Raw genomic sequence first — 26,162 nt, 5'->3', positions numbered from 1 at the left:
GTCCTATGTGGTGAGGCGGACGAGTCGCTTGTAGCAGCAGATGGCTGCGGCCAGGCCGAGGAAGGCCAGGTAGTTGCGGGGGTGTCGTTCGTAGCGGTGGTTGAGCCGGCGGTAGCCGGTCAGCCAGGACATGGTCCGCTCGATCACCCGCCTGCGGCGCCCGAGGCGTTCGGACGACTCGATGCCCTTGCGTGCGATGCGGACGCCGATACGTTTCCCACGGAGCCATTTCCGCAGTTCAGGTATGTCGTAGGCCTTGTCGGCGTGCAGACGCTGGGGTTTGAAGTTCCGGCCCCGGTGAGGGTCGTGTCTCGTTTGGTGACCGAGCATCATGGGCTTCAGGGCCTGGCTGTCGTGGGTGTTGGCGGCCGGGAGGCCGACGAGGAGGGGCGGGCCGTTCGCGTCCGACAGGGCGTGCGTCTTGGAGCCCGCCTTGCCCCGGTCCGCTGGGCACGGTCCGGTGGGTTCGCCCCTTTTTTCGCCCTCGTGTGGGCGGAATCGAGGACCGCGCGGGACAGGTCGAGCAGGCCGGCGTCGTCGAGGCGGTGCGGGATCTCCTCGTGCAGCCGGCCCCACACCCCGGCCCTGGACCAGATCAGGAACCGGCGACGGGCGGTCGACTTCGAGACGCCGAAACAGGGCGGCAGACCCCGCCAGGCGCAGCCGCTGACCAGGACGTGGACGATCGCGGCGAACAGCGTCTCATCAGGCGTGTCCTGCGTCCCACCGCCCTGCGGCCGCACCCGAGAGGGCGGGATCAACGGCTTCGCGATCTCCCACAGCCCGTCCGGAACGATCCGACTCCACGTACCCCGCCCCATGACAACCCCAACGACCACCTCACCACGTAGGACACGACCTAACGAGTTGGTGCGTGATAGCGGGCGAGGCGTGTTCGCCCTGTTCACGGCGTCCGTCAGGTGGTGGTGTTGCGGTCGGAGACGAGGCCGGCGATAGCGCGGTAGGTATCGGGGAGGCGGTCGCGACGGTGGATCCAGCGCTGGAGCTGCTTCCAGCGCTTGTGGTCGGCGAGGGCGTGTTCGACGGTGATCCGTTGTGAGGAGTGCTCGTGTCGCTGGCGTTCGTTGTGTTCGAGGAAGGGAAGTGTTGCGCCCGGCCGTAGCTTGCGCGGCTGAGTGAGGGCCTTGCCGCGATGGTCTCTGCTCAGGCCGAGGTAGCCGTCATCGAGGAGGACCTGGACCAGGTCGAAGGTATGGAAGCAACTGGCGATGCCGGCCGTGCGGGCGGCGGTGGCGTCGTGCATGCGGCCTGGCCGCAGGGCGTCGGTCCACAGGGTACGGCCGTGGTGGTCGGCGATGACGGTGGCCTTCATCGTGTTCTGCTTCTTCTTGCCCGACACGAACGCCCGCCGTCCGCCCCGGCCCGCGGTGGGCCTGCGGACCTGGACCTCGGTGGCGTCCAGCCGCAACAGGACCCCTTCGGCCTGGGCGTAGGCGAAGACGTCTTCCAGGGTCCGCAGTCGCAGCCCGGGCCGCTTGGGGACGGCAAATCCTCTCCCGGCCAGCAGACGGCGCACCTCACCGACCGCCCGGGTCATGGTGGAACGGTCCACTTCGTAAAGGAGGGCCAGGGCCCCGTGCGGGAGGTCGTGACGCAGGTGGATGAGCGTGGCGACAAGCCGGTCCACGAACACCAGCCGATGGCGGGCACCCGCTCCCGGCGCCCGCTTCCTGGCCCCGCCTCGAGCCTGGTGCCGGCGGCCTTCGACCCCGGCCACCCACGGCCCTGCCAACTCCGCGATCAGCGAAGACAGATGACTCCTCGAGACACCTGTGAACAACGGATGCGCCAGGACCGAACGGTCCACCATGCTTTTCACCAGCAGAGCATGCCCACCCGCTATCACGCACCAACTCGTAAGAGTAGATCTTGCTGTGCTCGCGCCTTGCTGAGCGCATGGGACCACCCCCGCGGGCGCGGGGAGCAGGTCATCCGCCTCAGCCGGATCGCCCTGGCCAAGGGGCCGTCCTCACCCATGGCGTCGCACGGGCGGCCCGCTCGCTGGTCTTCTTCGGCGCGTCTACCACCGTCTCCTTGCGCCGATGCACTCGCCGCCTTCCGCCATGACCTCGCGAGCCGTCGTCACCCCGTCAGAGGAAGGTGTGCCATGTGATTGGCCTGTTTCACCCATGAGCCCAGGACGAATGAGATTCACTACGAATACGAGCGTGTGCAGTCAGTGACGGAGGCTTTGATGTCCGACCCGATGACGGTCCTGGCCATGACGGGGGCCACCACTGTCGTGGCCGCGATGGCCACCAGCGTGTGGGAAGGCACACGGGACCGAGTTGTGGACCTGTTCCGGCGCCGTGACGAAGACCAGAGTGCGGTGGTGCGCGCCCAGTTGGACGGTGACGCCGAACTCGTCTTGGGCGAGGGGGATGACACCGACGGTGTACGGGACGACTTGGTACGGCCCTGGGCCCGTCGGCTTGCCGCACTGCTGCGGGATCATCCCGAGGCCGCCGAGGATCTGCGAGCTCTGGTCGAGGACGGTGCCCGGACTCGGGGCGGGGACACGTGGTCCCAGCACATCATTGCGCGCGCGGGCGGCGCCGCGTTCGGGGCACAGGGCCCCGGCAGCAGCGTCCACGTCCACCACCACCGGCCGACCCCCGGTGACGCCCCGGCATGAGCGGGCGGGACCCTTCCGCACGCCAGCGCGTCAGCGCCGAGGGCGGCTTCGCGTACGCGGTGGTCGACGGTGACATCCATGTCTACGTGGACGGACTGCCCGTCTACGTCCTGGAGAACTGGCGCGCCGTCCCGGAAGCCGATCCGGAGTGGCTGCGCGAGCTGCCCAGTCGCATGCTCAGCGCCCGGCACGAGATCGTGCCGTTCACGGGGCGGGCCGAGGAACTCGCCGATCTGCGCGCCTGGCGCGACTCCGCGCGCAGACTGGCTGTCCGGTGGCTGCAGGGCCCCGGAGGGCAGGGCAAGAGCCGTCTCGCGGCCGCCTTCGCACGGGAGACCCTCGCCGACGGCTGGAAGGTGGTCAGGGCGGTCCACGGCCCCGGCAACGTGCTGGCTCCGCCGACCGCCGACGAGAGCGTCGACCTGCGGACCGACGGCGCCCCCGGGCTCCTCCTCGTCGTCGACTACGCCGACCACTGGCCCCTGCCGCACCTGACCTGGCTGTTGAGCAACCGGCTCTTGCACCGGCCGGCTCTGCCGACTCGTGTGCTGATGCTCGCCCGTTCCTCCGACACGTGGCCGGCCGTGCAGGCCACGCTCAGCGACGTCCAGGCTGCCACCTCCACCCAGCTCCTCGGACCGCTGCCGGGCGGTGACGGCAGCGAACCTCGGGCGGAGATGTTCCGCGCCGCCCGGGACGCCTTCGCCGCCGTCCACGAACCGGAGCATGGTCCGGCCTTCGCCGCGCGGGTATTACCGCCGATGCCCCTGGAGGACGACGACTTCGGACTGACGCTCAGCGTCCACATGGCCGCCCTGGTGGCGGTCGACGCGCAGGTGAGGGACGAAGTTCCGCCCACGGACGCCGCGTTCCTGGTCACGTATCTCCTCAACCGGGAGAGGGCGCACTGGGCCCGGCTCCACACCCAGGACGCGGGCCGCCGCTCGGCCGCGGTCGGGCGGGTCTGGGCCACTGCGCCCGAGGTGATGAACCGGACGGTGTTCGCCGCCACCCTCACCGGTCCGCTCCCCCGGCAGACCGCTCTCGACGTCGTCAGCCAGGTGGCCGCGAATGCTCCGGCCGTGACGCACCCCGCCGAGCGGACCGTCGCGGACCACACCGTCTGCTATCCGCCTGCCGGTCCCCACCGGGGCACCGTCTTCGAGCCGCTGCTGCCCGACCGGCTCGCCGAGGACTTCCTCGCCCTCACCCTCCCCGGGCACACCGCGGAGACCGCCTACCCGTCCGCGCCGTGGGCCCCAGCGGTCCTCGGCGCGCTGCTGCCGCACGGCCTGGACGAGCGGCCGGCGCCGTGGGCACCGCGGGCCCTGACCTTCCTGGCCGCCTCGGCCGCGCGCTGGCCGCATCTGCGCCACGGCCATGTGTACCCGCTGTTGCGGCAGGCCCCCTGGCTCGCCGTGGCCGCCGGGGGGCCGGCGCTCAGCACCCTGCTGGCCCTCGACGACATCGATCCCGAGCTGCTGGAGGACATCGAGGCCAAGCTGCCCAGGCACGAGAGCGCCGAGTTCGACCCGCCCCGTACCGTCCTCGTGGAACGACTGTTCCCCCATTGGATGGCCACCTCTGACGACCCGGACCGGCACGCCGCGGCGTACGAGTCGCTCGCGTTCGCGCTGACGGGGGCCGGACGGCTGCCGGAGGCGCTCGCCGCCACCGAGAAGGCCGTCGCCCTGTACGAGACCCTCGCGGCGCGGCATCCGGAGGTGTTCACACCGGACCTCGCGAGGGCACTGCACAGCCTGTGCGGTCTTCTCAACCACCTCGACCGGCTGCCGGAGGCGGAGGAGGCGGGCCGCCGCGCGGTCGAACTCCGGCGCAGACCGACACGGATCCACCACCCGGACGATCAGCGCTACTGGTTGTCCGGCGCCCTTGCCAGCCACGCGGCCGTACTGCGCCAGTGCGGACGGGACATGGAGGCACTGCGCGCGCAGACCGAGGCGCTGGAACTGGTCACCGAACTCGCCCATGAGCACCCCGGGGCCTACGAGGACACCCTGGGCCTCCAGTTCCTCAACCTGGGCGTCACCCTGATGGCAGCGTTGAGGGAACCGGCCGCCCTCGCTGCGACGCACGCAGCGGTCCTCCTCCTCGACCGCAAAACCCGCAAGGGGCTTCCTGCACGCGAGGGCCCTTTGTCGACCGCCCTGACCAACCTGGCACGTTTCCTGCTGAGGATGAGCCCGCAAATGCTGTCCGAGGTCGACTGGCGAAGGTGGGCGGTGGGGGCGAGTGCCCGCGCGGTGGACATCAACCGGCGGCGGGCCAAAGCGAATCCGTTCCCGCTGACGGATGACCTCGTCCAGTCCCTGCGTGTCCACGCCGCCGCGCTTGAGGCAGCGGGCCGTCACTCGGCCGCCCGTACGGTACGGGACGAGGTGGACCAGCTCGCCTACAAGCCGCCGGCCACCAACCGCCATCTCCCTTACGTCGAGTACGACCGGCGGGAATGGGCGGAGGTCGTGGACGCCGTGGAACTGGCGGTGTTCCGTCACATGGCCCGCCACGACGCGCGTGGATACGGCGCCCATCTCCTGCCTCGCCTCGAAGCCGCCCTGCGGCGGGAAGGCGCGGCTGAAATCCCCTTGCTGGAGGAGATCGCCGATCTGCACCGGCGCATGGTCCCCTATGACAGAAGGCAACGGTACTGGCTGAGCAACACCTATGTGCTGCTCGGTCTGGCACATGGGCGGGCTGACCGACGGCTGGAGGCCGTCGGAGCGTTCGAGCGCGCCGTGGAGGTCGACCGGCAACTCGCGGCATCGGACCCCGGACAGTACCGCGATCACCTCATCGACCGCCTCTACATGCTGGCAACCCGCCAGAAAGCGGCCGGCCTGCGCCACGAGGCGCGTGCCAGCCGACGTGAGGCCCGACGTCTCCGCTGGGGCCTGCGCAGGAGGACAGCCGTGCCGTCACCTCGATGACCCGCCATCCCGTACGGGCCGGACACCTCGATCAGGTGCACCTGGTGCGCTCGGTGACGGGAGGGCGGGCCGCCATAGCCAGACCACAGGTGCCGGGCCGGCGTACATCGAACAGTGCACCTGCGAGACTGGTGCTCAGCCGAATACCGTGCGACGTCGGTGGGCGTCTACGTGGTGGCGCCCATGGAGTCGTAAAAGACCCGCCACTGCTGGTGCGTATTACCACCGCCGCAGCGGAAGGTACGGAGCCCCCCGCCCAGACTGTCGTCCAGACACAGACCCGTGGCCGCGTTGAGATACTCGTTGCCCTGCTCCCAGATTCGGGGCTTCCAGGACTGGAACGTCGTGCCGCCGTTGCACTCGTACGAGCGCAGCTTGAACGCCTCACTGTCGTCCAAGCAACGCCCCGTCGCCGCGTTCTGCAGCACGTCGCCGTGCTCGGACGGCAGAACGCGCCACTTCTGGAAGCTGAGCTGGTTGCACTCCAGCGTACGCAGCCCCCCACCATGACTGTCATCGAGACACCTGCCCGTCTCGACGTTCTCCAGCCAGACAAGATCCTCTGCGGCCTGCTCCCGTGCCTGACTCGTCGGCGCGCCGGTCATCGCCAGGCCTACCAGTGCCGCCAGACCGACGACCGTCCTACTGCCCCTGAAGCGCATGTGGGGTCCCTCCTGCACGTGAATATGGCTCGCATTCGATAACAGGACTGTCAGCGCAATTACTGCTCAAATAGGGAATTCAACCTTAATCAAATGATCAGTTCCCTTTTGCGCCGTTTCATACTCCAGCCACCGTACCGGTGGTGTGCGGTTGGTCGTGTCGGTGGCGGGTGGGGTGGTTCCGAGCTTTCCGCCGGGGTCGTCGGCTGCGAGGCGGTGGGCGCACCAGGTCGCCATGGAGCAGCGGCCCGGTCTGGTCGCAGGCTGCTGAAGGTGCACCGGTCAGCGACAGTGCGAAGGCCCCTGGAAACCGCCCGTGCCCAGGGGCCTCTTCGCCTGACTGCTACCCGTAGCAGCGGGGAATTCCGGGAAGTTGGTGATGTGGGGTGTCGAGCAAGTCGACCGGTACGAAGCCGTAGGCGTAGGCCGCACCGCTTCCCAGGGCCCACCAGTTGGTGCGTCCGTACTGCTCGCCGGGCTGCTGGCAGACGATGTCGAACAGGTCTTCTCCCGCCATCATGAGCCGTACCAACGGGCAGTTGTTCAGACTGGGGTACTCGAAGCAGCCGCGACCCGTATCGACCATCGGCGTGTTGTTGAGCCGAATCCGGTACGAAGTGGGTGCGGCGGACGGCGCGTGCCCCATATGAGACCCGCCGGTGACGGGCATCTGTTCGACGACGCTACCCCGGGCCGACATCTCCCCGGCAGCAGGGGAAGCAGGCGCGGCGGTAACCGCGGAGGGAAGTGCCAGTGAGGTGAGGACGAGGGAGAACGTGGCAACGCCGCGCAGCAGGTTCCTGATCACGAACGCAGAGATACCAGCCGACCGACCTGCGGCGGAGGTGGTCTCGCCAACGCCTCGACCGCATGGGGGAACAGAATCACCGCAGAAACGGTCCGTCTGGTGAACCGGCCAAGGAGCCCGGCCTTCCTCCGACCGAGCGCATAGCGGCATACGTAGCTGCGCTTCTGGAACGGTGGTGCGACCTCACGGAGGACGAGGAAGCCGCGGAGGTAGACGTCGCCTTCGAGTTCGAGGCGGAAGCCCTGAGCTCGGTGCCCTGTCCGGCGGCGAGGGAGGCGAGGGTGGCGGCGTAGCAGCCGGTGAGGGCCTGGAGCAGGTGCTCGGCGGGCGAGACGGCGGTGTCGGTGCCGAGGAGGGCGGCGGACTCGTCGCTGCTCATCGCGTGCTTCGCGACACGGGACTCGTCCCGCTCGTCGGCCTGGGTCAGCGCGCCCGTCTGTGCGGTGAGGCGGCAGCCGCCCTGCCAGGCGCCGTCGACGGAGAAAGTGACCTGGCCGAGCTGGAGGTTGGCCGCGACGGCGGCCGTGGTGTCCTTCAGGGCATGGACGTCGATGTCGTCGACGACGGTCATGGGTGTTCGCTCCTGGGGCGAGTTGCCGGATGCGGAGAAGGGGCTGGTCTCAGATCACCGTCTCGGGGCGGTCGGGGTGGGACCAGTGGGTGTGGAAGGTTCCGGGCGGTAGGTGCGGGCGCCGGAGTGGTCGCGCTGCCCTGGAGGAGGGCGGCGGGCAGGAGGTCGGCGCGCAGGGTGTCGTAGTGGGCGAGGGCGGCTTCAATGGCCGGGGTGGGGATGCTACGGCGGACGGCGGAGGCGACGACCTCGTGCCAGGGCACCTGGGCGGCTGCGATCTCACTGCGAAGGTCTCCTCGGCCAGGAGGCCGACCAGCTCCGGGTCGGCGGCGTGGGCGGCGCGGATGCGGTCTGCGGCCCACCTTCCTGGCCGGCCGTGGTACGCGCTTTCGGGCTCGCACCAGCCTGTCCGAAATCAAGGCGACGGTGCAGCAGTGGATGTACCTGGCCACGTAGCTGGAGGGGCAGGGCTTGACCTCTCTGGGCCAGCACACCAGTGACGTGTGGTGCCGCTACGCGCAGCACCCCGCCGCGAGCGGCACCTCCCATGACCGGATCGAGGACATCTTCACCTCACTGACCCGGCTACGGGCGTTCGATCTGCTCAGCGCCCACCGGTCCGGGATTACCCAGCCACCGTGGGACGAGTCGGGCAGCGACGCATTCCTGCCGCCGGCCACCTCGCGCGGCGGGGAGAACGAGGCCGAGCCGATCGCGGAAGCGACCATGGGGCCGCTGCTGGTGTGGGCGATGGGGATGGTCGACGGCTTCGCCGAGGACACCCTGGCTGACCACGCCGAAACCGAGCGCCTCACCTGCGGCTGCCCGTAGCGACCCCACCACCGACCACGGGCAGGCCGCCTTGTGCGCCTTCCTCGATCCGCTCCTGGTCGGCGGCATGCCACCGGGACACGGTGTTGTACGCCGTGGACGCTGTGAGCCTGGGGCACCAGCGATACAGCGTGTGCTGGAGGTTACAGCCACTTGGCGGGGGTGCATCCGACGATCGTCGGATGGCCGACGGAAGGCATGGGCTTCCAGGCTGGCGGCATGACAGAGCGTGCGCGGAAACTGGAGCCGCCGTTTCCCATCGGCCCCCGGCCGGAGCAGGGGAACGTCGGGCAGCGCAGAAGCGCGCTCTGAGAGTTCTTCGGCATGGCGCTCGTGGCGAGTGGCCTCCGCATGGCTGTCCTCAGCCCTGACCTGCGCGCTGTACTTGTGCACACGATCGCCGCGACGGCCGGCCGTCACCCTGGGTCAAGCGCCACGGCTCGATTCGACCGATGCCCGCCGCTGCTGACGCGCTGCGCGGCAGGTCACGTACGAAAGGAATCTTTGTGAACACCCCATCCGCCCCGGAGGCGACGGGTGCCGAGTCCCTGCGCGTCCGCGAGACGCTCAAGGCGCTGTACGAGTACGTCCGCCCGCACCGGTGGACCGTCGTGCTCGGTCTGCTGTTGGCGCTGGTGGGAGCGGCCGGCGGGCTGCTGCAGCCGCTGGCCACGAAGGCGCTCGTCGACCGGCTCTCGTCCGGTGGCACGCTCACCACCATCCTGCTGGCCCTGACCGTGCTGGTGCTGCTGAGCACAGTGGCCGAGGCGTTCGGCGCCCACGTCCTGGAGCGGACGGCGGAGTCGGTGGTCCTGGCCGCCCGCCGCAGCCTCATTGGCAGGCTGCTGCGGCTGCGGCTCTCGGCCGTGGACCGGATGCAGCCGGGCGATCTGATGTCCCGGGTCACCTCCGACACCACGCTGCTGCGGGCCGTCAGCACACAGGCGGTGGTCAATGCCGCGACCGGGGCGCTGACGCTGATCGCGGCGATCGTGGTGATGGCCTTCCTGGACGCCGTCCTGCTCGGCGTCACCCTCGCCGTGGTGCTGGTCGTCGGTGTGGGCGCCGCCCTGGTGATGCCGAAGATCGGGCAGGCCGCCGAGCGCTCCCAAGCCGCGGTCGGGGAGATGTCCACCGGCCTGGAACGGGTCTTCGGTGCGTTCCGCACCGTGAAGGCGTCCGGCGCCGAGGAGCGGGAGACCGCCCGCGTCGAGGCGTCGGCCCGACGGGCGTGGCGCCACGGCGTGCGCGGCGCGAAGTGGGAGGCCCTGCTGGGAACGGCGGACAACCTCGCCGTCGAGCTGGCGTTCCTCGCGGTGCTCGCGGTCGGCGGGGCGCGGGTGGCGTCCGGGGACATCCCCGTCTCCACGCTCATCGCCTTCCTGCTGTACCTGTTCTACCTGATGGAGCCGGTGTACAAGCTGGTCGACGCCGCCTCCGCGTACCAGGAGGGCGCGGCCGCGATCTCCCGGATCAAGGAGGTGGACCGTCTGGCCGCGGAGCCGCCCGCCACGTACAGGCCGGCGCGGACCGAGGCGCGTCCGGCGTCGGTCCGCTTCGAGGACGTGTCCTTCCGCTACGGGCCCGGGCTGCCGTACATCCACCAGCGGGTGGACTTCGAGGTGCCGGGCGCCGGGATGACGGCCTTCGTCGGGCCTTCGGGCGCGGGCAAGTCGACGGTCTTCTCGCTCATCGAGCGGTTCTACGAGACGACCGGCGGGCGCGTCCTGGTCGACGGCACGGACATACGGCAGTGGCCGCTGTCCGAACTGCGCTCCGTCATCGGGTACGTCGAGCAGGACGCGCCGGTGCTGGCCGGCACGCTGCGGGAGAACCTGGTCTTCAGCGCGCCCGGCGCGACGGACGGCGAGATCCGCGCCGTCCTCGCCCGGACCAGGCTCGACACCCTCGTCGAGCGTCTCCCGCACGGACCGGACACCCTGGTCGGGCACCGCGGCTCGAAGCTGTCCGGCGGCGAGCGCCAGCGCGTGGCGATCGCCCGCGCCCTGCTGCGCAAGCCCCGGCTGCTGCTCCTGGACGAGGCGACCTCGCAGCTCGACGCGGTCAACGAGCTGGCGCTGCGGGACGTCATCGCCGAGACGGCTCGCGAGACCACCGTCCTGGTGGTGGCGCACCGCCTGTCCACGGTGACGGACGCCGACCGTATCGTCGTCATGGACGCCGGGACGGTCCGCGCGATCGGCACCCACGAGGAGCTGGTGGCCGAGGACGAGCTGTACGCACAGCTGGCGACGACCCAGCTCCTGGTGCCGGCCGAGCGCCCCGCCGTGTGAGTGGAGTGCCCGGCCGGTCTGCCCCCGCCATGCGGCGGGGGCAGACCGGCCGGGTGGCGGAGCGGCGCCAGACAGCCGTCGGATACCGGCGCACCGGACGGCGCGTGAGGCTGAGGACGGCGCCGCACGTCACCAGGCGGTTCGCTCCTGCACGCTCTCCGTCCGCAGGCTCATCTGGAGTCCCCGTGCCCGTCCACATGACCAAGGGCCGGTAGGTTCCCCTGTGCACAGCGGACGGCCGCCCGCTCAACCTGATGCGGATGGGGACCGGCTGGCGGTCCGCTCCGCGTCCCGGTTCCCTCGCGCCATGCCTGCACGGCCGCCTCGGCACCTTCGCCCTGCTGTACGACCAAGGCCGGTTCCTCGACGCTGTGTTCGCCGAGAACTCCGCCCACCCGGACGGCTCCATCGAGCACCTCTCCGGCCCGGTGGCGGAGAACATCGCGGGCGAGGGAGACGACGAGTCGTTCGTCGCCCGTCTGTCCCGGCTGCCTCCCCACACGGACCGCGTCGTGTTCGCCGTCAGTTCCTTCGACGGCAGCACCTTCGAGACCGTACAGAGCGCACACTGCCGGGTTGTCGACGAGAGCCTGGGCCACGAGCTGGCCCGGTGCGTGCTTCCCGCCCGCTGCCTCCACACGGCGCTGATCATGGCGGACGTGACCCGCGCCGGCGGCGCGTGGACCATGACGGCCCTCGGCGAGCCGGTGGCGTGCACCACCTCCGTCGACCTCCTCCGGGCCGCCGAGGCCCGGCCGGCCCACGTGCTCAGCGATCCATTTCCAGGCTGACCGGGGAGGCGGCGGGGGCGGTGAGCAGGCGAGCGAGGGGCGTCGAGCCGAGGCCGTGGAGCAGGACGCTGCCGAGCACGGTGATGGTCATGGCGTACAGGGCGGTGTCCGCGGAGGGGCCATCGGGGAGCGCGTTGAAGGCGAGCAGGCGAACACGATCGAGGTGGTGCCGCGTGGGCCGAGGGCTCCGATCATGAGCCGTTCACGCCGTGTGAAGTCCGAGCCGAGGAAGGCGAACAGGATCGGACCGACGCGTACGACGGTGAGCGCGGCGAGGCAGAGCAGCACGGTCGGCACGTCGATGCCCTCGCTCAGGGCGAGCACGGTGGCGTTGCCGAAGAAGAACCACATGCACATGGTCATGATCGAGCTGGTGTCCTCGACGAGCCGGAAGTCCGAGGCGTCCGGGACACGGGGCTCGTGCCGCCGGGCCGGGGTCTGCCGGACGTACCGGAAGGCGATGCCGCAGACGAACGCGGCGACGAAGCCGTTGCCGCCGACCGCCACCGTCACGGTATGGACGAGAAGCGGTGTGACCAGGACGAGGATCCGGCGGGACTGCCCGGTCATCCACTGCCTGCGGTCGGCCGTGATCATCAGCCATGCGAGCAGGGAACCGAGGGCCATCCCCGCCGCCAGGGCCTTCACGGCAAAGGGCACGGCCGTGCCCAGTGCCTGCATGGGGGGGTGCGCCTGTGAGGTGGAGCCCGCCAGGATGAGGGCGAAGAGGAAGACAGGCGAGATGATGCCGTCGTTGTAGCCGCTCTCCACGTTGAGGACGTCGCGGACGCGCGCCGCGATGCGGGTGTCCCGTACGAGGGTCTCGGCCGGGGCGAAGTCAGTGGGGACGATGATGCACGCGATGATCAGGAGGATCACCGCGGGCAGGCCGGGGAGCGTCAGCGTGCCGAGCAGGACGACGGCGGCCAGGCTCAGGGGCAGCGCCACCAGCAGGGTGCGGGCGGCCGCGCCGGGGTCTTTGCCGAACAGCCGGCCGCCCGGCAGTTCCGTGGCGTCGACGAACAGCAGGACCGCCAGGATGACCTCGGCCACGTGCTGGGCGATCTCGGAGTTGAGCGTGACCGCGATCTGGCTGTGCGTGAACACCCCGGTGACAACGCCCGCGAGGACCAGCACCACGGGCGCTCTGACGTGCCCCCGCTCAAGCCCACGGGCGACGAGCGCCCACCCGGCTGTCACTGCGGTGATCACGATCAGGACGAAGGTCGTGTGGATTCCGGTTCCGGGGCGACAACACGTACGAAGCAAGAAGAGCCGGCCCTGCCGCTCAAGAAGCACGCTCCGCAGGGCCTCGTGAGCCCGGCCGGAGCGCCGCCGCATCCGACCCTAAGATCCACCGTCCGTGGAGTGCGGCGTCGAGCGCTCCTGTCCGAGCGGCTCGGCCCTGTTTCAGCCGTTCGGCGGGGTGCCGGAGTGTCGGACCGGACGGTCGATGTGAGCGGGCCGCGAGGGCCGTCGGAGCCGGGGCGGGCCGTCAAGGACCGCCCGCCCCGGCCAGCGTCACCGCACGTACTTCGCCGGCTTCGTGGCGGTGTTGAGCAGCGCCTCCAGCGGTCCGCGGCGGAAGAACCGGGACCAGACCGCGGCGAACGCGATCGCCCCGAGGATGAACGCGAGCACGGGGATCCAGGACGTCTGGGTGCTCTCGCCGGCCGATACGCCGAGCAGGGACTGGGCGAGGAAGTGGCCGACGTAGGCCGTCAGGGACATGGTGCCCACGGCGATGACCGGCTTCGCCAGACGGCGCAGGCGCGCCACGCGGTCCATGAGCACCGTCGCGCCGACGATCATGAGGATGGCGACGCCGACGCTGCCGATGATGTCGAAGGTGGTGCCGCTGTGCGGTCCTGCGGACAGCAGTTCCGAGGCCGCCCGCTGCGGGGCGTCGAAGGATTCGCTGCCGAAGGACGACACCTTCTCGAACCCTGCGGACGACTTGCCGTCCTCCGCCATGCTGCGCAGCGCGTTCGGGCCCGCAAGGAGCAGGGACAGGCCGTACGCGCCGGCGGTGAGGGCGGCGCCGAGCACGGCCAGGCGGCGCTGGACTGAGACGGCCGACAGGTCCAGGCGCGCCAACGCCATGCCGGCGACGACGAACGACATCCACGTGATCGCCGGGTAGAAACCGGCGAGCAGCAGGTCGAGCACGCCGACCTCGCTGATCTTCTTGAGCGGGTCGTAGGCGTCGATGGTCTGCTGGACGGACTCGCCGAGCCCCGAGTTCAGGACGAACGCCAGCTGGGGTGTGACGAGCGCGAGCCCGGCGGCGATGATCGTCAGGGCCTTGGCGGACAACCGCAGCAGGGGCAGGGCGAGGAGGAAGTAGACACCGTAGAAGCCGAGGATGATCACGCCCCCGTACTCCATCGCCAGCACCGTGCCCAGGGCCAGAAGCACCACGGCGCGGATCGCGATCCGGGCCTTCGCCTGCCGGCCGGCCAGGCCGGTCTTCGGCTCACGGCGGCCGGCGATCAGCATCAGCGAGAACCCGGCGAGGGTGGCGAACAGGACCGACGAATGCCCGTCGGCCAGGTACCGGACCCAGGTGCCGACGCCGTGCGTGGACGAGAGCACCGGGCCGATGTGGACGATGTACATGCCGAACACCGCCAGCGCGCGGGCCAGGTCCACGCCGACCAGGCGTCCCGTCGATGGGCCGCCCGAAGGTTTCCCGGCGGAGCCGGGCGAGGCTGCGGGCACGGGAGACGCGTTCTCCCGCGCAGCTGACGTCGCCTGCGGCGGCTGTATCTGAGTCATACGAGGAATCTCCCGGTGCGGTACGGCCGCGGACCATCCGGCAGGCTTCGGTGGCACCCCCGCCGACCGGCGGGCCGGGCGGACGGGATCAGAGGTGGCGGTCGATGGCGGGCAGGAGGTCCTGGAAGGTGGTCCCGGAGGCGGGTTCGCCGATGGCGGTCAGTTGCCACGCCCCGTTGATGCGGGCGATCTTGGCCATGATCTGGGCGGTATGGTGGCCGCCGCCGGACAGGGTGCACCGGGCGAGTTCGGCCCCCGTCGAGTCGTCCACCAGGCGGCAGTAGGCGTTCTCGACCTCGTCGAAGGTCGCGCCGGTGAAGGAGTTCACGGTGAAGACGATCTGGTCCACTTCCACCAGCATCCGCGTGAAGTCGACCGTGATGGCCTCGTCGTCCCCCGGCCCGTCGCCGGTGCGGTTGTCGCCGGAGTGCTTCACGGCACCGAAGATGCCGGTCAGGTGCTGGAAGCAGACGACCTCCACGACCCTGCGGCCCGTGTACAGGACCGCGGAGGCGCCGAGGTCGACCGCTGTGGGCCCCTCAGCCTGGCCGGGCATGGCGGGACGGTCCTCGAAACGGTACGGACATCGGCTGCGGCCCTCGGACTCGGCGCGGGGCCACGGACCGATCCCACGGTACGAGCACGGCGGCCGCCATCCGCCGAGCCTCGCCCGCCGACCTGCCGGAGCGCACCCCCGAACGGCTGGAGCCGACCCGCCGGGTGTCCGGAGTCGGTGGGCGATCACACCCCCACGTACCCTGCCGGACGTACGGTCGACGTCAGGCGGACCCGTACGGGCACGCGGGACCCCGAACGTACGGGTCGCCGAGCAGCGGGACAGCGCAGACGAGAGTGTGAGGCGGGACGCCGGTGATCCGGGTAGTGGTGGTGGACGACGAGGCTCTGGTGCGGTCCGGTTTCCAGATGATCCTGAACGCGTCCGACGGCATCGAGGTCGTGGCGACCGCCGAAGGCGCCCAGGCGACCGACGTGATCCGGAACGAACGGCCGGACGTCGTCCTCCTCGACATCCGCATGCCGGACGTGGACGGCCTGACCGTCCTGCGGCAGATCCAGACGCTGCCCGAACCACCGCACGTGGCCATGCTGACCACCTTCGACACCGACGAGTACATCCTCACCGCCCTGCGCTCGGGAGCCTCCGGCTTCCTCCTCAAGGACACCGAGCCCGAACAGCTCGCCCAGCTCGTCCGCACCCTGGCCGCGGGCGGCGTCGTCATGTCACCGAAGGCATCACGCGCGCTACTCCGCAGCCACCCGGGGGCCGGAGCACCCCACGACGCGGACGTCGCACGCGTCGGCCTCCTCAGCGAACGGGAACGCGACGTCCTCGTCCTGGTCGCCGAAGGGCTCTCCAACGCCGACATCGGCACCCGCATCCACCTGAGCGCGGGCACCGTCAAGGACCACGTCAGCTCGATCCTGACCAAGCTGCGGGTCACCAGCCGCGTTCAGGCAGCACTCCTCGCCGAGCGCGCCGGACTACTCACCCACAACGACGACAACGCGGCACGGGACGACAGCCGATGAGCACGGGCCGGGCCCTGTGGCGGCGACTGCCGCCCTGGGCCGTCGACACGGGGCTCGTGGCGCTGGCCGCGCTCGACGCCTGGATCAACCTCGTCGGCGAGGGCACCCCCGTGATGTGGGCCTGCGCCGCCGCGGGCTCCGTCGGCCTGTTCCTCCGTCGGCGCTTCCCGCTGGCCGTCTTCCTGCTGACCCTGCCCATGACCCTGTTCATGGACGTCGCGGTCGCGCCGATCGCCGCCCTCTACACACTCGCCGCGTCCATCCGCAACCGCCCGCTGCTCGCTGGCTGCGCCCTGCTCAATGCCACCGCCGGCACCCTGCTGGGGCCGTTGCCCGACGCGCTCGACGGAGACAGGACCTGGACGCTCGTCCAGTTCGTCTACACGCTGGCCACTGCCTTCGCCCCCGTCCTCTTCGGCCAGCTCGTGCAGGCCAGGCATGACGTGGCCCGCCGGCTCGTCGAGGTCAAGGAGGCCCGGGAGCACGAACGCGCCCTGTACGCCCAGACCGTCCTCGCCCGCGAACGGGCCCAGCTGGCACGCGAGATGCACGACGTCGTCTCCCACCAGGTCAGCCTCATCGCCGTACAGGCCGGAGCCCTGCAGATGGCCGCCAAGGACCCCGACGCCCGCGACGCCGCCCGCACCATCCGCACCCTGAGCGCGAACACCCTCGACGAACTCCGCCACATGGTCACCCTGCTCCGCGCCTCCGGCGGCAAGGCGACCGAACTCGCCCCCCAGCCCACCCTCGCCGATCTCCGGCAGCTCGTCGCCGACAGCGGGATCGAGACCACCCTGACCGGAGAGCTTCCTCCCGGCATCAGCACCACCGCCCAGCGCACCGTCTACCGCACGGTCCAGGAAGCCCTCACCAACGTGCGCAAACACGCCCCCGGAGCCCGCGCCGACGTCCACCTGTGGCACGACCCGCACCACTTCGGCGTCACCGTCACCAACACCGCCCCCACCCGCCCGACCGTCGCTCTTCCCAGCGCCCGCCACGGCCTCATCGGCCTGAAAGAACGCGCCGAACTCCTCGACGGCGCCCTCACCTCCGAACCCACCCCAGACGGCGGCTACAAGATCGAACTACGAGCTCCCGCCCGGCCCGACTGACCGCTTCAACATGCCGGACCTGATAGGGAACCCCGTCGGTGAGGGGCTCTGGCACGCCACCGTCACCGCCGGCACTCCCGTGCCCCTCATCCGCGCAGCGCTCCAGTACCTGGGCGCCCCGCCCCCCACCACCGCGAGCCGCCCGGAGGAAGTCCTCCACGACGCCGCCTTGCACCCGGCCAGCCACCTCGCCGGAATCGCCTGGACAGCACCGGACCGGACCATCGTCTTCGAGTCCACCCCGCACGTCGCAGCGGACCGATGAACGCCATACGACGGGGAGGACCTCGACCGAGCAGCGTGGACCGTCCGCCTCTCCGCCAGCGTTCCCCGGACCCTCACCCCCAGGTCGGCGAGGTGACGTGCGACTGCGACGTCCGCCTCGTCGTGTACAAGCTGGCCGCAGGTTCCGCCGATGCAGAGAAGTCGGAGTTCCTGCGGGTCACGAACGGCGCCCGCGCCGACGACTCCTCACCCGGGCGCGGTCCGTTCTTCACGCCATAACGATCGGGCCAGCCGAATGGCGGTGGCCGGCCTGCTCCCTGCGAGGCGCCTGCGATGGGCTCACGCTCTGGCTGCACTCATCAGGTCCCTCCACCGAAGTCTCATCGCTAGGCACTCGTAGTGGACTGCTCCGTGGCCTTCCACCTACGCCGGCTTCGAGCCTCGTCAGCTCGAATCGACCGCGCAGACCCGGTGGTCACTCGTCTTCATCCTCGGCCAGGTGCTCCGTGAGTCGCTCCAGGGTCTCCGTTGAAAGGGCCGGAGTCCGTTGCAGCCAGCGATCAAGCCATTCCGCCTCCGTCATCACGCCTGGTCGACCACCTTTCACGCCTACGGACTTTCATCAAAATCCGCCCACGCCGCCTTCGGCGGCTACAAGCAGTCGGGCATCGGCCGGGAGACCCACAAGATGATGCTGGAGCACTACCAGCAGACGAAGAACATGCTGGTCAGCTACTCGCCGAAGAAGCTCGGGTTCTTCCAGGGGCACGCGGGACGCGAAGAGAGGTGCCTGAGCCGGGTTCTGCCCATCGAGCGCCTCTCGACAGCCTCATCCGGCCCACCGGCGGTGGCCACGCCCCGGTGGTCCCGGCCCCGCCCCCGCCCCCGACGTGGGGCGCCACCGCCGCCCGGGCACGCCCCCGGCGCGTACGGCGGTGGCGCCCACGCCCGGTCCTCTGTCCTTCCGCGCTCCGCTGCGGGCCCCGCCGCCGATCCGTCGCTGACGGGGTGAGAATCAGAACGGCGAAACGGTGATCACCTGGTCCGGTCGAGCACGTACGTGAACAGCCTGTCCAATTGCTGTACGGCGGTGTGCGTGAGGGACGCGTCGCGCAGCGCGCGGCGGGCGGTGTCCAGGTGCCGGCGCGCTTCGTCTCGGGTCGCGGTCCGCCCGCCCAGCTCCTCCACGAGCGCCGCGACTTGTGCGGCGACCTCGTGGTCGAGCGGCCGGGGAGGGTCGAGCAGCGCCGCCAGCTCGTGCGCGGCCCGGCCTCCACCGGCCAGTGCGGCCAGCATCGGGTAGGTCTTCTTGCCCCTGCGCAGGTCGGCGTGGACGGGTTTGCCGGTCACCGCGGGGTCGCCCCACATGCCGAGGATGTCGTCCACCGCCTGGAAGGCGAGGCCGAGATGACGGCCCGCCCGTTCGAGCGCGTTCACGGTCCGGTCGGGGGCGCCGCCGAGGACCGCGCCGAGCGCGATGGCGCAGCCCAGCAGGGCGCCGGTCTTGTGTTCGGCCATCGACCGGTACTGCTCCGGTCCGACCGCGCCGGGGCCGTACCACGAACGGCGCTCGAAGCGCAGGTCCTGCGCCTGGCCGGACACCAGCGCGTTCAGGGTCCGGCAGAGGCAGCGGACCGCGGACGCCGCGTGCCGGCCCGGGGCCTCGGCCAGGGTGGTCACGGCCCGGGCGAGAAGCGCGTCGCCCGCGAGAACGGCCGGTCCGGTCCCGTACGCCTTCCACACCGCAGGCCGCTGCCGACGCAGGGCGTCGCCGTCCATGATGTCGTCGTGGAGGAGCGAGAAGGTGTGCACGAGTTCGACGGCCACGGCACCGGGAACGGCCTCCGCGCCATCGGCCCCGACCGCCTCGGCCCCGAGCACGGCGAACGCCTGGCGCACTCCCTTGCCCTCGGATCCGCCGGGGTCCGGTGTACCGACCGTGTCGGACCAACCCAGCGCGTACGCCGCCATCTCACCGGTCCACGGATGGAGGCTGCCCACCGCCTCCACCAGCGCGGGTCGGACGAGTTCACGACAACGCTCCAGGACACGGACCGACGCCGCGTCATGATCGACGTCGTCATCCGTCTCGCGATCAATGTCGTGATCACGAGACGAACGCACCGTGGCCACGACTGCGGCACCCGGCGAGGACGGTGTCGGGACGGCGCTCACCGCAGGCCCTCCACATCGGCGGCCTGAAGCGCCTCGGCCCCGGCCGGCGGCAGCACGGGCCTCGCGGCACCCTGCTCGTGGCCGCCGTGGTCCGGCAGCGGCCCGATCCCCAGTTCGGCCGCCGCCTTGTCCACCATGTCCCGGGCATGGCGCAGCCCGATACGGTCCAGCGTCGAGCGCAGCTCGGCCAGGTCCACGGCCGTGTGCGCGGCGTCGCGCCCCAGACGGGCGGAGGCCTTGACCAGCCCCAGGCGCGACAGCGCCGTCCCGCGCGGCTCGTCCATCTCCTGGAACTCCTCAAGGGCCAGCGCGTACATCGCACGGGCCTGCTCGTAGCGGCCCGCCCGGTACAGCACGTTGCCGCGCATCTTGTGGTTGTAGGCGAGCGCGCTGGAAAGCCGCATCTCCCGGCAGGCCTGCTCCGCCTGGGACAGCAGCGACAGGGCGCGTTCCACGTCGGCGTCGCGCACGGACACCACGTCCGCGATGCCGCGCAGCGCCCATGCCCACCCGCGCCGGTCCTCGGCTCGGAACGCCGTGTCGGCCGCCTCCTCGAACAGGGCCAGGGCCTCGTCGTATTCTCCGGTGTTGCGGTGCATCTGCGCGATGCCCTCCAGCGCCCACACCGTGTGACGGGCCTCGCCCCGGCGGCGGGCCTCGGCGAGCAGCTGCTCGTGCAGCCTCCTCACCGCCGCGTAATCGCCCTGGATGCGCCCGGTCTCGGCGAGCCCCGCCAGTGAGTAGCCGCGCACGACGACGTCCCCGCCCCGCTCGCCCGTCTCGGCGGCCAGCCGCAGCAACCGGTACGCCAGCCTGAACGCACCCCGCTGTCGGGCCAGCGTGCCGCCGCTCCACAGGGCCCACGCCATGGCCCCCTCGTGACCGGCCGAACGCGCCGCTCGGTAGCTCGCCTTCCACGCCCGGTCGGCCTCCTCGACGCGTCCGAGCCTGCGGCAGGCCTCCGCCACGGCCAGCCCGCAGCGCGCCTCCTCCCGCCGGTCCCCGGCCCGTTCGGCCGTCCGCAGCTCCTCCATGCCCCGGGCCAGCACCTCGGGCAGCGAGGCGTTCACCGACAACGATTCGAGAGCCCCCTGGTACTCCGGCGCCGACGCCTTCGCCCGCCTCGTCCTACGCACCTGACCTGCCATCACACCCTCCTCGTGTCGACTCGACGATCAAGCCGACACGAGGACGAAGACGGCGACCGCAGGCCGAGGTTCCCTCCCGGTCGAGAAGTCCGCCTCCCTATGGACGCGGGATCGTCCTCAAGTGCTACGCGGTCGCCGACGACTCGTCAGCGGGATGTACACCCGGCGGTACCCACCCGGTCTGCTCGACGGATTCGCCACCGGGGCAGGACGAGCCGGCCGCGGCGGATGGGACGGACGCGGCCCGTGGCGCTCCTGGCACGGCTGGCGGACGGGCGCCCGCCGGCGCCGGGTCAACGCCGGTAGTACGTCACGATCGGGACGCGGGCCTCGTCGAACAGGGCCGGGCCGTCCTGTACGACGGCGGGCCAGGCCCCCGAATCGGGGTTGAGCTCCACGAGTTGCGCGGTGGACAGCGCGTGGACGACCCGGCCGAGGCCCGAGCGGACGATGGCGCCCGCGCACATGCCACAGGGCTCGCAGCTGGTGTACAGGGTTGTGCGGGCAGCCGTGTCCGGGTCGAGTTCACGCGCCGCCCAGCGGGCCAGCTTCAGCTCGGGGTGGGCGGTGATGTCCTCGTCGCGCCGCACGGTGTTGTGGGCCTCGGCGAGAATCGTGCCGTCCGGCCCGGCCAGCAAGGAGCCGTACGGGGCGTCGCCCAGGCTGACGGCGTGCGCGGCGATCTCGACGGCGCGCCGCAGGAGTCCCTCGTCGGTGGGGGTGATCACAGTGCTGTTCTCCGATGGTCGGCCACGGCGGCAAGGGTCTTCCAGGCGGCGTGCGGCCGACGGGTCTCCTCGGGGTCGCCGTGGTACGGGTCGAGTACGACGCTTTCGGCGCCGAGACGCGCCAGTTGGTCGAGGTCGTCCAGGATCTGTTCGAGGGTGCCGACGCCTGCGGGCCGCTCGGGGCCGTCGACCGGCGCGGCGGTCTCCTTCAGGGCGATACGCGGCGCGAAGCCCGGCAGTTCGTGCCGGGTGACGACCGAGCGCATCCAGGGCAGGGTGCCGCGCAGCGGGTGCCAGGCGTCGCCGAAGCGGAGGGCGCGGCGGATGCCGGCCTCGCTGTTGCCGCCCACCCAGATCGGCACCGCTCCCCCGTGCGTCTGCCAGGTCGCGCGCAGGGCGGCCAGAGCGTCGTCGGTCAGTCGGCCGCGCGCGGCGAACGGCACACCGAGCGCGTCGAACTCCTGGCGCGCCCAGCCGATGCCCACGCCCAGCACGAAGCGGCCGCCGCTGAGCCGGTCGAGTCCCGCCGCCATGCGGGCGACGAGCAGCGGATGCCGGTACGGCAGGACGAGCACGGTGGTGCCGAGCCGCACTCGGGTGGTGAGGCCGGCGAGCCAGGAGAGCGTCGTGAACGGTTCGTAGAACGGCTCCGGATACCGCTCGGCCACGTCCGGGGTGACGGTCACGTGGTCCGAGACCATGAGGAGGTCGAAGCCGAGGCCCTCCACGGTCCGTGCCCAGTCGCGGAGCGCGCCGGGATCGGTCCCGGGGCCGAAGTTGGGGACGTTGACGCCGATTTGCATGGTCGGAGGCTATCCCCGCGATCATGAGGGGCTGAAGAGAACTCTCCTTGTATTCCGCGGGTTTCGCCGCGGCTTTCCCGGTAGTCTCGCCGGATGACCGTGAATCTTGACGACGTCGACTGGGCGATCGTCCGGCAGCTCCAGCAGGACGGCCGAATCTCCCTCAGCGAGCTGGGACGGCGGGTGAGCCTGAGCCCGTCGGCCACCACGGAGCGGGTGCGCCAGCTGGAGGCGGCGGGCGTCATCACCGGCTACCACGCGGAGGTCGACCTGACGAAGGTCGGCTACCCGGTGCTCGCGGTCGTCCGGCTGAAGTACCCGGGCAACCGGCACGAGCCGCTGCGCCGACTCCTCGCCGAGCGCAGGGAGTTCCTGGAGTGCCTGCGTACCACCGGAGACGACTGCTACGCCCTGAAGGTGGCCGCCACCTCCATGGGGCACCTGGAGACGCTCGTGGACGAACTGGCCGGCTTCGGTTCCACGACGACGAACGTGGTCTACAGCCGGACCCTGCCGTGGCGCGGCCCGGACCGGCCGCGCCGGGGGCCCGACGACGGCCGGCGGCCGTCCGGAGGCCGGTGACCGTCTGGTCGGCGCCGGCCGACACCGGCTGACGGCGGCCCCCCGGCTCTTCACCCTCCTCGAGGGTCTCCCGCGGCGCTCCCCGCGAGTGATCGACGGCACCGAATGACACGACTCGCCCGCCGTGCGCCAAGAAGCCATCGACAACGTCCCCGAGGCCGCGTTCTCGCCCGACGCCCACCGCTGGTGGAGCGCCCAAGCAGCCGGGCGGCTCCCCCGCCTCCTGTCCACGGCACGCGCGGACGCCGCCTCCGCACGACAACGGGCGCAGCGCGTCCGGGCGCCTTGGCGGCCGGGTTCGCGTCCGGAGCGTGTCCCTTCGACCGGGCGGCCGGTCGGGGGTGTCCGCCCGGTGGGTGGTCACCGCTGGGACGGGGGGCCGGATCGGGCCGCCGGTGCCGGCCGGTCCGGTCCGCGGCCCGCGGGCGGGCCGCCCTGTCCGGAGCCGCCGTTCCGGTGGGGCCGGGGGGACGGGGCCCAGGACGGGCCGGGCGGCGCCGCGAGCCCGAAGTGGGCCCAGGCTGCGGGCGTCGCGACCCGCCCCCGGGGCGTCCGGGCCAGCAGTCCCTCGCGTACCAGGAAGGGTTCGGCGACCTCCTCCACCGTCTCCCGGTCCTCCCCCACGGCGACCGCGAGGGTGGCCAGGCCGACGGGGCCGCCGCCGAACAGCTTCAGCAGGGCGTGCAGCACGGCCCGGTCCAGACGGTCGAGGCCACGGCGGTCGACCTCGTAGACCCCCAGGGCCGCGGACGCGATCTCGCGGGTGACCACGCCGTCGGCGGTGACCTGGGCGTAGTCCCGCACCCGGCGCAGCAGCCGGTTGGCGATGCGGGGGGTGCCGCGGGAGCGGCCGGCGATCTCGGCGGCGCCCGCGGGCTCGACCTCCACCTCCAGCAGCCGGGCGGAGCGCTGGACGACGCGTTCCAGTTCGGCCGGGTCGTAGAACTCCATGTGGGCGGTGAAGCCGAAGCGGTCGCGCAGCGGCGGGAGCAGCAGGCCGGCCCGGACGGTGGCGCCGACCAGGGTGAACGGCGGCAGGTCGAGGGACAGGGCGGTCGCGTCGAGGCCGGTGCCGGCGACGATGTCGACGCGGAAGTCCTCCATCGCCAGGTAGAGCATCTCCTCGGCGGGCCGGGACATGCGGTGGATCTCGTCGAGGAAGAGGACCTCGCCCCCGGTGAGCGAGGTCAGGACCGCCGCCAGGTCGCCCGGGTGCTGGATGGCGGGGCCGGAGGTGACGCGCAGCGGGACTCCCATCTCGGCGGCGATGATCATCGCCAGGGTGGTCTTGCCGAGCCCCGGGGCACCGGAGAGCAGCACGTGGTCGGCGGTGGCGCTCCGCTGCCGCGCGGCCGTGAGGACGAGGTCGAGCTGCTCGCGGACCCGTACCTGGCCGATGAACCCGTCCAGGTCCTTGGGGCGCAACGCCGCGTCGGTGACCCGGTCCTCGCCGTCGGCGGGGGCCGCGACCGGCCGGCGGGCCGGCTCCGCCGCGGTGGGCCGGCCGGCTGCGTCCCCGCCCGGGGCCGGGGTCTCGTCCCGGGGCGTGGCGGCGCCGGGGAACACGGTGCCGCGCCGGTCCACCGGCGTTCGCCCCGCGCCGGAGTGAGGGAGCGGCCGGCTGGTCTTCACGGCCCGGCCGGAGTGCCGTCGAGGAGGACGCGGGGGGCCGGACCGCTCGGGGCCGACGGGGCCGTCCCGGTGGAGCGCGGGCCGGTCGGGGCCGGGTCGAACGGCACGGTGCCGGGTGCGGCCGCCCGGTTCGCCCCGTCCGCCGGCCGGGACTCCGCCGCCGGGGCCTCCGGATGCGTCCCGATGCCCAGTCTCTCCCTGGTCTTCTTCTCGATCTCCTCCGCGAGGTCGGGGTTGTCCTTCAGGAAGGCGCGGGCGTTCTCCTTGCCCTGTCCGAGCCGGTCGCCCTCGTACGTGTACCAGGCGCCGGACTTGTGGACCAGGCCGTACTGGACGCCCAGGTCGATCAACTCGCCCTCGCGGCTGATGCCCCGGCCGTAGAGGATGTCGAACTCGGCCTGCCTGAACGGTGGGGCGACCTTGTTCTTGGCCACCTTGACGCGGGTGCGGTTGCCGACCGCCTCGGTGCCGTCCTTGAGGGTCTCGATCCGGCGGATGTCCAGGCGGACCGAGGCGTAGAACTTCAGGGCGCGGCCGCCGGTCGTGGTCTCCGGCGAGCCGAAGACCACGCCGATCTTCTCGCGCAGCTGGTTGATGAAGATCATCGTGGTTCCGGAGTGGTTCAGCGCTCCGGCGATCTTCCGGAGGGCCTGGCTCATCAGCCGGGCCTGCAGGCCGACGTGCGGGTCGCCCATCTCGCCCTCGATCTCCGCGCGCGGCACCAGCGCGGCGACGGAGTCGACGACGACGAGGTCCAGGGCGCCGGAGCGGATGAGGGTGTCGGCGATCTGCAGGGCCTGTTCGCCGTTGTCCGGCTGGCAGACCAGCAGGGCGTCGGTGTCGACGCCGAGCCGCCCGGCGTACTCGAGGTCGAGGCCGTACTCGGCGTCGATGAACGCCACGATGCTGCCCGTCTTCTGGGCGTTGGCCATGGCGTGCAGGGCCAGGGTCGTCTTGCCGGAGGACTCCGGGCCGTAGATCTCCACCACGCGGCCGCGCGGCAGGCCGCCGACGCCCAGGGCGAGGTCCAGGGCGATCGAGCCGGTGGGGATGGCCCCGATCGGGGCCTCCGGTTCATCGCCCAGGCGCATCACCGAGCCGGTGCCGAACCTTTTTTCGATCTGGGCGAGGGCGAGTTCGAGCGCTTCCTCGCGGTCCTGTTCCTTCATGGGGTCCGCCTCGGATGGGTGCGGTGGGGGGCGCGGCCGGCGCACGGGTGCGCCCGGCCGTCAGAAGGGGTCCGTCTCCTCTCGGGGGGCATGCCGTCCGCCCGCGGCGGGGGCCGGCTGCCCGCCGCCGGGCCGGGGGAACGGGTCCTCGGCGGGAGGACGGGGGCCGTTGCGGGAACCGGCGGGGACGCCGGTGTGCGGGGGTTTGGTGACCGTCACGGCGGCGAACCTCAGCGACGGGCCGATCTCGTCGGCCTCCAGCTCGATGACGGTCCGCTTCTCGCCCTCCCGGGTCTCGTACGTCCGCTGGCGCAGCCGCCCCTGGACGATGACGCGGGTGCCGCGGGACAGGGACTCGGCGGCGTGTTCCGCCTCCTGCCGCCAGACCGAGCAGCGCAGGAACAGCGTCTCGGCGTCCCGCCACTCGTTGCTCTGCCGGTCGAAGGTGCGGGGCGTGGACGCGACGGTGAAGTGCGCGACCGGGTCGCCGGACGGGGTGAGGCGCAGTTCGGGGTCGTCGGTCAGGTTGCCGACGACGGTGATGACGGTTTCACCGACCATGGCGGCTTTCCTCTCGTGCGACGGGTGGTCCCCCACCCGTGCCGGTTCGGGTGCGACGGGCGGCCTCGTACCGGTGGTGGGGGCGCCCGGAGGGGAGGCCGCGTCGCTCCGGCCCGGTGCGAGGGGCGAGC

At 71.6% G+C, this 26,162-nt stretch carries 25 protein-coding genes and 1 pseudogene; 10 read left to right on the top strand and 16 right to left on the bottom strand.

Annotated elements, in window-relative coordinates:
* Positions 1-3: 3 nt before the first annotated feature.
* A protein-coding gene (locus IE245_RS26465) for an IS5 family transposase (protein WP_189951897.1) occupies positions 4-821 on the bottom strand; the annotation gives its coding sequence in 2 pieces (ribosomal slippage) (positions 4-473 and positions 473-821; 819 coding nt in all).
* 95 nt (positions 822-916) lie between these two features.
* A complete protein-coding gene (locus IE245_RS26460; protein WP_189952004.1) occupies positions 917-1,831 on the bottom strand; it encodes a transposase family protein in 915 nt (304 codons plus the stop codon).
* A gap of 384 nt (positions 1,832-2,215) precedes the next feature.
* On the opposite strand from IE245_RS26460, the gene IE245_RS26455 reads away from it, so the two are divergent.
* Both IE245_RS26455 and IE245_RS26450 read left to right on the top strand, forming a co-directional pair.
* Positions 2,216-2,656, top strand: coding sequence for a hypothetical protein (locus IE245_RS26455; RefSeq protein ID WP_189951895.1), 441 nt, complete (start codon positions 2,216-2,218; stop codon positions 2,654-2,656).
* Positions 2,653-5,604, top strand: coding sequence for a tetratricopeptide repeat protein (locus IE245_RS26450; protein WP_189951893.1), 2,952 nt, complete (start codon positions 2,653-2,655; stop codon positions 5,602-5,604). The genes IE245_RS26455 and IE245_RS26450 overlap by 4 nt, the downstream gene beginning before the upstream one ends.
* Before the next feature lie 167 nt (positions 5,605-5,771).
* Here the strand turns inward: IE245_RS26450 and IE245_RS26445 are convergent, their stop codons facing one another.
* The 4 genes from IE245_RS26445 to IE245_RS26430 form a co-directional block, all read right to left on the bottom strand.
* On the bottom strand, positions 5,772-6,266 hold the full coding sequence (locus IE245_RS26445) for an RICIN domain-containing protein (protein WP_189951891.1): 495 nt from the start codon (positions 6,264-6,266) through the stop codon (positions 5,772-5,774).
* A 343-nt stretch (positions 6,267-6,609) separates the two neighbouring features.
* Positions 6,610-7,074, bottom strand: coding sequence for a hypothetical protein (locus IE245_RS26440; RefSeq protein ID WP_189951888.1), 465 nt, complete (start codon positions 7,072-7,074; stop codon positions 6,610-6,612).
* Between the two features lie 76 nt (positions 7,075-7,150).
* Positions 7,151-7,645: an OsmC family protein gene (locus IE245_RS26435; RefSeq protein ID WP_189951886.1), complete on the bottom strand. Its 495-nt coding sequence runs from the start codon at positions 7,643-7,645 to the stop codon at positions 7,151-7,153.
* Positions 7,642-7,908 (bottom strand): hypothetical protein, encoded by a 267-nt coding sequence (locus IE245_RS26430; RefSeq protein WP_373305399.1) that lies wholly within the window; start codon positions 7,906-7,908, stop codon positions 7,642-7,644. The genes IE245_RS26435 and IE245_RS26430 overlap by 4 nt, the downstream gene beginning before the upstream one ends.
* Before the next feature lie 208 nt (positions 7,909-8,116).
* Between IE245_RS26430 and IE245_RS26425 the strand changes: the two genes are divergently transcribed.
* From IE245_RS26425 to IE245_RS26415, 3 genes are all read left to right on the top strand, one after another.
* Complete coding sequence (locus tag IE245_RS26425; protein ID WP_189951884.1) at positions 8,117-8,476, top strand: hypothetical protein; 360 nt, start codon at positions 8,117-8,119, stop codon at positions 8,474-8,476.
* A 506-nt stretch (positions 8,477-8,982) separates the two neighbouring features.
* Positions 8,983-10,770, top strand: coding sequence for an ABC transporter ATP-binding protein (locus tag IE245_RS26420; RefSeq protein ID WP_189951882.1), 1,788 nt, complete (start codon positions 8,983-8,985; stop codon positions 10,768-10,770).
* A 260-nt stretch (positions 10,771-11,030) separates the two neighbouring features.
* Positions 11,031-11,561 (top strand): TerD family protein, encoded by a 531-nt coding sequence (locus tag IE245_RS26415; RefSeq protein WP_189951881.1) that lies wholly within the window; start codon positions 11,031-11,033, stop codon positions 11,559-11,561.
* Positions 11,562-11,648: 87 nt separating this feature from the next.
* Here IE245_RS26415 and IE245_RS26410 read toward each other — a convergent pair whose 3' ends face one another.
* From IE245_RS26410 to IE245_RS26400, 3 genes are all read right to left on the bottom strand, one after another.
* Positions 11,649-12,773, bottom strand: coding sequence for a cation:proton antiporter domain-containing protein (locus tag IE245_RS26410; protein ID WP_229851523.1), 1,125 nt, complete (start codon positions 12,771-12,773; stop codon positions 11,649-11,651).
* A 309-nt stretch (positions 12,774-13,082) separates the two neighbouring features.
* Positions 13,083-14,339, bottom strand: coding sequence for a DUF418 domain-containing protein (locus IE245_RS26405; RefSeq protein WP_189951879.1), 1,257 nt, complete (start codon positions 14,337-14,339; stop codon positions 13,083-13,085).
* Between the two features lie 88 nt (positions 14,340-14,427).
* Positions 14,428-14,895: a TerD family protein gene (locus IE245_RS26400; protein ID WP_189951877.1), complete on the bottom strand. Its 468-nt coding sequence runs from the start codon at positions 14,893-14,895 to the stop codon at positions 14,428-14,430.
* A gap of 314 nt (positions 14,896-15,209) precedes the next feature.
* Between IE245_RS26400 and IE245_RS26395 the strand changes: the two genes are divergently transcribed.
* From IE245_RS26395 to IE245_RS26380, 4 genes and pseudogenes are all read left to right on the top strand, one after another.
* Positions 15,210-15,890 (top strand): response regulator, encoded by a 681-nt coding sequence (locus IE245_RS26395; protein WP_268256592.1) that lies wholly within the window; start codon positions 15,210-15,212, stop codon positions 15,888-15,890.
* On the top strand, positions 15,887-17,008 hold the full coding sequence (locus tag IE245_RS26390; protein ID WP_189951875.1) for a sensor histidine kinase: 1,122 nt from the start codon (positions 15,887-15,889) through the stop codon (positions 17,006-17,008). Before IE245_RS26395 ends, IE245_RS26390 begins: the two co-directional genes overlap by 4 nt.
* A 10-nt stretch (positions 17,009-17,018) precedes the next feature.
* Positions 17,019-17,273, top strand: a complete 255-nt coding sequence (locus IE245_RS26385) for a hypothetical protein (RefSeq protein WP_189951873.1) — start codon at positions 17,019-17,021, stop codon at positions 17,271-17,273.
* Positions 17,274-17,822: 549 nt separating this feature from the next.
* Positions 17,823-17,993: pseudogene (locus IE245_RS26380) on the top strand (aldehyde dehydrogenase family protein); the annotation flags it as partial.
* A gap of 275 nt (positions 17,994-18,268) precedes the next feature.
* On the opposite strand, the gene IE245_RS26375 reads toward IE245_RS26380, so the two are convergent.
* The 4 genes from IE245_RS26375 to IE245_RS26360 all read right to left on the bottom strand — a co-directional run bounded on the left by IE245_RS26375 (position 18,269) and on the right by IE245_RS26360 (position 22,087).
* Positions 18,269-19,333, bottom strand: coding sequence for a polyprenyl synthetase family protein (locus IE245_RS26375; RefSeq protein WP_189952000.1), 1,065 nt, complete (start codon positions 19,331-19,333; stop codon positions 18,269-18,271).
* Positions 19,334-19,404: 71 nt separating this feature from the next.
* Positions 19,405-20,556, bottom strand: coding sequence for a tetratricopeptide repeat protein (locus IE245_RS26370; protein ID WP_189951872.1), 1,152 nt, complete (start codon positions 20,554-20,556; stop codon positions 19,405-19,407).
* 293 nt (positions 20,557-20,849) lie between these two features.
* A complete protein-coding gene (locus IE245_RS26365; protein ID WP_189951870.1) occupies positions 20,850-21,284 on the bottom strand; it encodes a nucleoside deaminase in 435 nt (144 codons plus the stop codon).
* The gene (locus IE245_RS26360) at positions 21,281-22,087 is read right to left on the bottom strand and encodes an LLM class flavin-dependent oxidoreductase (RefSeq protein WP_189951868.1); all 807 of its coding nucleotides are present in this window, start codon (positions 22,085-22,087) and stop codon (positions 21,281-21,283) included. Before IE245_RS26360 ends, IE245_RS26365 begins: the two co-directional genes overlap by 4 nt.
* 93 nt (positions 22,088-22,180) lie before the next feature.
* Here IE245_RS26360 and IE245_RS26355 point away from each other — a divergent pair, with 93 nt between their 5' ends.
* Entirely contained in the window at positions 22,181-22,669 is a 489-nt protein-coding gene (locus IE245_RS26355) for an Lrp/AsnC family transcriptional regulator (RefSeq protein ID WP_189951866.1), read from the top strand.
* Between the two features lie 360 nt (positions 22,670-23,029).
* Here IE245_RS26355 and ruvB read toward each other — a convergent pair whose 3' ends face one another.
* Genes ruvB through IE245_RS26340 form a run of 3 tightly spaced genes read right to left on the bottom strand, consistent with a single transcriptional unit; the run spans position 23,030 to position 26,031 of the window.
* Positions 23,030-24,253 (bottom strand): Holliday junction branch migration DNA helicase RuvB, encoded by a 1,224-nt coding sequence (ruvB, locus tag IE245_RS26350; RefSeq protein ID WP_229851522.1) that lies wholly within the window; start codon positions 24,251-24,253, stop codon positions 23,030-23,032.
* 44 nt (positions 24,254-24,297) lie between these two features.
* Positions 24,298-25,470: a recombinase RecA gene (gene recA, locus IE245_RS26345; RefSeq protein WP_189951864.1), complete on the bottom strand. Its 1,173-nt coding sequence runs from the start codon at positions 25,468-25,470 to the stop codon at positions 24,298-24,300.
* Positions 25,471-25,530: 60 nt separating this feature from the next.
* Positions 25,531-26,031: a single-stranded DNA-binding protein gene (locus tag IE245_RS26340; RefSeq protein WP_189951863.1), complete on the bottom strand. Its 501-nt coding sequence runs from the start codon at positions 26,029-26,031 to the stop codon at positions 25,531-25,533.
* Positions 26,032-26,162: the final 131 nt, after the last annotated feature.

This window comes from Streptomyces roseolus, assembly GCF_014649855.1.
GTDB lineage: Bacteria > Actinomycetota > Actinomycetes > Streptomycetales > Streptomycetaceae > Streptomyces > Streptomyces roseolus.
The sequence above is the reverse complement of the archived record's forward strand: the minus strand, read 5'-3'. Positions and strand labels throughout refer to the sequence as shown.